Origin of the sequence: Pseudoalteromonas sp. Z1A8 (genome assembly GCF_011378855.1) — a bacterium.
In the GTDB taxonomy this organism is placed as follows: domain Bacteria; phylum Pseudomonadota; class Gammaproteobacteria; order Enterobacterales; family Alteromonadaceae; genus Pseudoalteromonas.
The window spans coordinates 1-7,420 of record NZ_WTLB01000092.1 but is presented as its reverse complement, the minus strand read 5'-3'; the positions used below and the strand labels follow the sequence as shown (position 1 = coordinate 7,420).

At 40.9% G+C, this 7,420-nt stretch carries 4 protein-coding genes; all 4 read right to left on the bottom strand.

Going from position 1 to position 7,420, the window contains the following annotated elements; all coding sequences use genetic code 11:
* Positions 1–126: 126 nt before the first annotated feature.
* Positions 127–1,869 (bottom strand): potassium/proton antiporter, encoded by a 1,743-nt coding sequence (locus GQR55_RS19415; RefSeq protein WP_024607631.1) that lies wholly within the window; start codon positions 1,867–1,869, stop codon positions 127–129.
* A gap of 416 nt (positions 1,870–2,285) precedes the next feature.
* A complete protein-coding gene (locus GQR55_RS19410; protein ID WP_166376501.1) occupies positions 2,286–3,662 on the bottom strand; it encodes a Na+/H+ antiporter NhaC family protein in 1,377 nt (458 codons plus the stop codon).
* 190 nt (positions 3,663–3,852) lie between these two features.
* A complete protein-coding gene (gene pbp4b / locus GQR55_RS19405; protein ID WP_166421892.1) occupies positions 3,853–5,511 on the bottom strand; it encodes a penicillin binding protein PBP4B in 1,659 nt (552 codons plus the stop codon).
* 9 nt (positions 5,512–5,520) lie between these two features.
* Positions 5,521–6,696 (bottom strand): DUF1343 domain-containing protein, encoded by a 1,176-nt coding sequence (locus GQR55_RS19400; RefSeq protein WP_166421891.1) that lies wholly within the window; start codon positions 6,694–6,696, stop codon positions 5,521–5,523.
* Positions 6,697–7,420: the final 724 nt, after the last annotated feature.

The window sequence follows — 7,420 nt, the reverse complement described above, 5'->3', positions numbered from 1 at the left end:
GTTGTGAAGAATCAAACTGAATACCAGCCTCAAGCTATTTAAAGAAAGCTTGAGGCTGGTTAGAAGAGATGGTATCTACGTACGCTATAAACGTGAGCCTAGCGCTAAACAAATCATTGTTAATGATTACTGCTTTAAAAGTCGCTTTTCTGGATTGTTTAAATACTTTAAGCCAATGGTCACTATGCGTGTATGTACCATTGTTATAACGCGTATTTGCACATTACCAATAACAACAATATCGCCTTTACTGACTTCTCCTGAAAGCTTTTGGTTAATCACTTCTTCTAAGCTTATCTCTTCTGGGGCGTCTATTTGCATGTGGTAAGAGTAAAATATATCGCCTACCAACGTTACCCCTTTCACTTTAAGTTCGTTGTGCGCTAAGTGGCTATCTTGATGGTTAGTTTTATCGGTTGCTGTAAAAACTAAATCAACAAAAGGTCGGTTATCTGGTTTTAAAACAACAAATAAATGATCGTTTGCTTTTAACTTAGTTGAGCCTCGTGGCGGAATAATTGACGGACCCCGTGTGATCATAGCAACAACCACACTCTCGGGAAGTGCGGCATGTGACAAACTGCGCCCTGAAACACGCGAAACGTCACTTAATGTGTATTCTACAATTTCTATATCAATATCGTTTAGGGCTGTGATTTCGAGTGTTGCAGCGGCTAGGTCGGGCGGCGGCTCCACTAAATTTAGTTTTTTAGCCATCCAAGGCATTGTTGAGCCCTGTAACGTGGCTGAAATTAACACCACGAAAAAAACAACATTAAAAATAAGCTCAGCCCCTGAAAGGCCAAATAGTAATGGGAAAATAGCTAAAATAATGGGTACTGAGCCTCTAAGGCCAACCCAAGATACGAACAAAGTTTCGCGATTATTAAAGCCAAACAGTTTTAAAATAGGGGCTACAGCTAATGGGCGAGCAACAAAAATGAGTGCCAGTGCAATAAGCAATCCTTCTAACCATACATCAACCAATGACGATGGGTTAATAAGGAGCCCTAATACAACAAACATGGTTATTTGCCCAAGCCATGCTAAGCCGTCATGAAACAGAAAAATACCGCGTTTATATACAAACTTGCTGTTACCTAAAATAACACCTGTTATAAATACAGCTAAAAACCCACTGCCGCCGAGCGTTGCAGAAAGGCCAAAAGAAAGCAGTCCAAATGCTGTTACCATCACTAAATACAAACCCGATGCATTTAGTTTAATTCGATTAATAAACCAAACCGATACTTTGCCAATTAAAAGACCACAAATAGCGCCAACACCCATTTGTTGAGCAAATAGCTGTAGTAAATCCAGCCCTATTGGCATGTCGTTAACGAGCATTTCGAGCAAACCAACCGTTAGAAAAATAGCCATTGGATCGTTCGAGGCACTTTCTATTTCAAGGGTAGATTTAAGCTTTTTGTTTAAGTGAATGCCCGCACTTCGTAAAAGCGCAAACACTGCTGCGGCATCTGTAGAGCCAACAATAGCGCCCAGTAAAACACCTTGTAATATGGGTAAGTCTAAAATATAAGTGGCCACAAGGCCTGTAATTACAGCAGTAAATAACACCCCGACAGTTGCTAAAGCAGACGCGGGTTTCCACACTTGTTTAATTGAACTGGTGGGCGTTTGTAAGCCGCCATCAAATAGAATAATGGCAAGCGCAAGAGTACCCAGAGCATGTGCGGCCTCTGCGTTGTCGAATGAAATACCTGCAATACCGTCTTCACCTGCGAGCATACCTACAAGTAAAAATAGCACCAGTACAGGTAAGCCAACGCGTGCAGATAACTTGCTCGAGATCACTCCTAGTAAAATTAATATGGCACTAACGAGAATGATATTATCAATTGCAAACATAGTGTGGATTTACAGCCTTATATGAATTATACCAATCCGCAATAATACTTAGTCATTTTGCGGGGCTAAACGTGTCGCTACCTGCGTTAAAAAATTCTCATTTAGAACAACTAAATAGCGATTTTTTTGCCTAGCTATCAACACGTTTTTCCAGCCTCAAAATAGATTACTTAATTAAGCGAATTGGTATTAAAAAGTAAGAATTTATAGCTAACAAAAAGCTTAAAGCTCATGCTATACAATAACCTAAAAAATATAAATACGGGTACTTAAGTCTATATTTAAATAATTTAGATAAAAAAGAGAGTGTTGCTGGACTTAATATTACTTAGCTCGATTCAACTTAGCTTTATTTATTTTTAAAAACAAAAAAGCCTGCGATTAAGCAGGCTTTTGAGTATTTAAATAATCAAATTTTATAAAACAATAATGCTTGTTACTAAGTACGCTAAAAACGTAAGGCCGCCACCAAATAAGGCATACGGTAGCTGCGTTTTAACGTGGGTGAGTAAGTCACACCCCGATGCAATAGCCGATACAGCACTGGTGTCGGATATAGGCGAGCAGTGATCGCCAAATATACCACCACCCAAAATAGCACCAACAACAAGCGATGGCGGTAAACCTAGCGCTTGAATAAGTGGCACACCAATTGGGATTAATATAGCAAACGTGCCCCACGATGTACCCGTAGTAAACGACATAACCGCACCTGTTAAAAACAGCACCGGTACGATTAAGTAAATAGGTAGGTAGTCGCCAACAAGTGATGCTACAAATACGCCAGTACCCAACTCTTTTAAGCTTGCGCCAAGTGTAAGCGAAAGCAGTACAATGGCAACCAATGGCATTAATTCGCCCATACCTTTAAAACCGGTATCAACTAATTGATGGTGCGTAAATTTACGCGAACCAATCATTAAAAAGTAAGCGACAACAATGGCTAAAACCGTTGCATATAATACTGATTTAGAACCGCTGCCCTCTGCTAATACACCATTACCGGTGTAATACATAAAGCCAACCATGCTGGTAATGAGCGTAATAAGCGGGATTAACATGTAACGCGCTTTAGAGGCTTTTATTTCATCTTTTAAGTCGGTTGTTTGAAGCTCTAGTTTTTCTTCGGCTTCTTTCATTGGGCCGTGCACTTTATCAAACGCTATTGTGTAAAAAACAATAACAAGGGTAATTATGGCGTAAAAGTTATACCCAACGCTGCCCCACAATACCGATACCGCCGACTCACCTAGCTCGTAGTTACCTAACAAACCAAGTACAAACGCACCCCAGCCATTAAGTAGTATTAAAATACACACTGGCGCACTGGTGCTGTCAATAATGTAAGCTAGACGCGCTCGACTCATTTTAAATTTATCGAACAAGCCACGCGATAAAATACCCGAGGTAAGTACGCTCAGGTTAGATTCTATAAATACCGCTATGCCAGTAAACATGGTTAAAAATCCCACTTGGCGCTTACTTTTTGCAATACCTTTGTTCATTAGCATATTAACAGTTGCTGCAACGCCGCCAGATTCACGAATGTAGGCAAGCAGTGCACCAATTAAAATACTAAATATTAATATGCGTGTATTACCTGGCGAGCTGGCAACCGAAATAATACGTTCAATGGTATTTAAAAAAGTATCAAACAAGCTATTACCTTCGCCCTGTAAGGCGAGTAAAAACTCAGAAGAAGCAACGGCAACAAGTAGCGCCATAATCACTTCTTTTCGCCAAAACACGATAGCAATCGCAATTAGCGGCGGTAAAATAGAATACCAATGCATAAAAAGTTAACCTTAATTATTAGCGAGTAGCCTCGCTTTGTACGCGTTTTAACGCTTATTTGTTAAGCCTAACAACATAAACCGGCTTAGTTTTATAGACCGCTTAGCTTAATGGATTGGCTTACTCAAGTCACCTGTAAATAAATCACTTGGAGTAGCACAGTTAGTACGTTTTAACCTATACGATAGCTTATTGATTTAGTAGTGCTTCATAAATAAGCGACACTACCGATCCGTACTGTGCTGTTTCAAATTGTTTGCCTGTAAATTCGTAGCGTTTTTGCGAGCCTTTAATGGCACTATGGCGAGCATTAGTAAGTAAAACAATAGCTAAGTCGTAAGCGGGGTCAATTACGGTCACTGTACCCGTCCAACCTGTGTGACCATAAGCCTGTGCGCTTGCATAAGGGCCAAAGTGCCAGCGCCTTGCTTGGTTATTGCCGGCAAGCCTAAAGCCAAGCCCGTAGGTTTCATCGCTGCTTTGCGGCGTTAAAAATTGTGCTAAGGCGCTTGCACTAAATAATTGTTGGTCGCCGTAGCCACCGCTATTTAGTAATAACTGGCAAAGCACAGCTAAGTCGTGGGCGTTACTAAATAACCCCGCATGCCCTGCTACGCCATCAAGCGAGTAGTAAGCTCGCTCGTCATGCACTTGGCCTTGTAAAACAGTGGTGCGAATATTATCAAACTTAATACGCCCGTCTCGCGTGTTACCGCTAAGCTCTGTGGCTGCAAATTGCTGCGGCTTAAAGCCTTTTTTCAGTGGATTAAATAACGTGTTAGTTAATTTTAGTGGCGCATACACGTGCTGCTCTAGGTATTCATCCAAAGGTTGCCCTGTAATACGCTCAATGAGCACGCCTAAAATCATGTAATCAATATCTGAGTAAATAGGCTGAGCAGATGATTTACTGCTAAAAGGCACGCTGGTAAGTAATAGCTGTTTGGTGGTTTTACTGTTTTGCGAATAAAACGCGTCGCCATTGCTGCCATCTTTACGATGAAAGTCAAATACTGGCGGGTATCCGGCGCTGTGTGTAAGTAAATCTTTTACTGTGCGTTGTGAGCGCCCTTCGCCTTTATATTCGCTTAGGTAGCTTTGTACGGGTTTATTAATATTTAATAGCCCTTCGCTTACTAATTTCATAAGGGCAAAGTTGGTGGCAAATATTTTGGTGTTTGAGGCTAAATCAAACAAGGTATTAGTTTGCATTAGCTCCGGGCGTAACAGCATTAAGTCACTTTGCTGATATTGCTTTGCATCGCCATAAGCAGTTAACTTTATTAGCTCGCCATTTTTAACAACAGCCAACACAGCCCCAGGAAAACCCGCTTTTACATCGCGATTTATTAACGCATCCACTTCGCTAAAATCTACATTTTTTACTGGATCGTCGCTTAAAGTAGGAAATGCAAAACGCAGCGTTAAACTTGCGCCAGCAGGGAGAATATTTTCAACTTTAAAGGTATTAACGCCGTTGTGAGTGTTTTTTGCCAAGCTGTAATTGTATAAGGTGTTGGCGCTTAGTTGGTTAACGTCGAGCTTTTGATTATTAATGTAAATATCGGCGCTTTGTGCGTTGTGGTTTTGTATTAATAATTGCCCGCGCCCTTTGTAAGCTTTAAACGTTCCTCGGTTATTTACATAAAACCGGCTACTTGGATTTACCTCAGGAAACGTTACAACCACTTGTGCGTTAGGCAGTTCTACAAGTTGGCTTTTTGTAAGTGGTAGCACCGAGCTAATAGGCTCAGGTGGTGTACTACAACCCACAACAATAAAGCTTAACGCCGCTATAAATGCTTTTTTTATATAACTACACCTTTGATTTTTTAAAGCAATAAACATGCTTAGCCCTTATTTATATAACAAGTAAGGCGCTCTTTGCGCTTTAAATTGCGCAAGCCCCGCCTGCCAACTTTGTTTTATTTGCGCCTCTGATTGCCCTGCTTCAATAGCTAAGCGCAATTTATTAGTACCCGCTAGTTTATCCATAAAGTCAGCGCGTTCAAAAAACGAAATGTTATTTTTACTAAGCTCCGTGTACGCATTTATTAAGTAAGTTAAATTTAAACCTGTAATATTTGCTTGTCTTAAATCGAGCCCTTGTACGGTTTGGTTTTTAAATTTAGGATTTAAAGCAGCGCCTTTAATTGCGCGCGGTGTAAAATTAAAATCACCCAGTGCAACTGGCGAGTAACCTATTACCTGAAATGCAAAGTCGGTACCTCTACCAATGCTAATAGGCGTTGCCTCAAAAAAGCAAAGTGATGGGTAAAGTGCAATGGCTTGATCGTTAGGTAAATTAGGGCTGGGTTTTACAGGCAAGCTATAGGTACTTTTGCGAGCGTAATGATCAACAGGGATCACGGTTAGTTTTAAATCGCCCGCTTTATTGATCCAACCCTCACCTTTGATCATGTTGGCAAGCTCGCCAACGGTCATACCATGCAATACAGGAATGGGGTGCATGCCTACAAACGATTTAAATTCTGGCTCTAATATTGGCCCATCAACGTAGGCAATATTTGGGTTGGGTCTGTCGAGTACTAAAAATTCTATCCCCTGCTCTGCAGCGGCTTCCATCATGTAGTGCATAGAGCTTATGTAGGTATAAAAACGTACGCCTACATCTTGAATGTCAAAAATAATGACATCAACATCGGCTACAGCAGCTTGGCTTGGTTTTTTATTTTTACCATAAATAGAAATAAGCGGAATACCCGTTTTGCTATCAACGGCATTTTTTACATGCGCGCCCGCATCGTGATCGCCCCTAAAGCCATGCTCAGGTGCAAAAATTTTAGTTATGTAGATGCTTTTAGTCAGTAGAGCATCTACTAAGTGAGTTTGCCCTACCGTTGATGTTTGATTGACCACGAGCCCTATACGTTTATTTTTTAACTGTGGTAAATATTTAGTATATTGCTGCGCACCTACAACAAGTGAGTTATTAGCTTCGTTGGCTTGCACGCTTGAAATAAAAATAGCGCTAAGAAATAAAAATAGAGTAATAAATGCGGTTTTAAACATGCAGTCAGATCCTTTTAAACAAGGCGTTTAAAATAACATAGGTAATATTAAAGAGCAGCTTTAGAAAGGGGCTAAGTGGGCTTGATTAGGCTTTGAATGGATATAGTAATTAGAAGCTACGCTTCTCACGCGAGCAAGCTCAGCGTCTACAGCGAATGAATAGGCTCGGAGTTTGGATTTAAAGATTAGGGCTGGCTTTACTTGTAGGCGTGCAGCTTGCTGACGCGACGAGCGAAGCTCGTAAATAAAATATCCGTTATATTAGTGGTTAGTAATTAGAAGCTTCGCTTCTCACGCGAGCAAGCTCAGCGGTTACAACGAATAAACAAACTCGGAGTTTGGATTTAAAGATTAGAGCTGGTTTTACTTGTAGGCGTGCAGCTTGCTGACGCGACGAGCGTAGCTCGTAAATAAAGTCTGAGTTATATCGGCGGTAAGTGATTAGAAGCTGCCGCTTCTCACGCGAGCAAGCTCAGCGTCTACAACGAATAAATAAGCTCGGGGTTTGGATTTAAAGATTAGAGCTGGCTTTATTTGTAGGCGTGCAACTTGCTGACGCGACGAGCGAAGCTCGTAAATAAAGTATCAGTTATATCAGTGGTAAGTGATTAGAAGCTGCGCTTCTCACGCGAGCAAGCTCAGCGTCTTGTATCTCTCATTGATAAATGATTAGCTATCATTTATCACATCGAAGTCAGTGAGCTTGCCTTTGCGTCTAGTATTT

What these genes read in the sequence shown, in the direction of transcription:
- GQR55_RS19415 (WP_024607631.1), bottom strand. Translation starts at nt 1,869, where the DNA reads ATGTTTGCAATTGATAATATCATTCTCGTTAGTGCCATATTAATTTTA.
- GQR55_RS19410 (WP_166376501.1), bottom strand. Translation starts at nt 3,662, where the DNA reads ATGCATTGGTATTCTATTTTACCGCCGCTAATTGCGATTGCTATCGTG.
- pbp4b (WP_166421892.1), bottom strand. Translation starts at nt 5,511, where the DNA reads ATGTTTATTGCTTTAAAAAATCAAAGGTGTAGTTATATAAAAAAAGCA.
- GQR55_RS19400 (WP_166421891.1), bottom strand. Translation starts at nt 6,696, where the DNA reads ATGTTTAAAACCGCATTTATTACTCTATTTTTATTTCTTAGCGCTATT.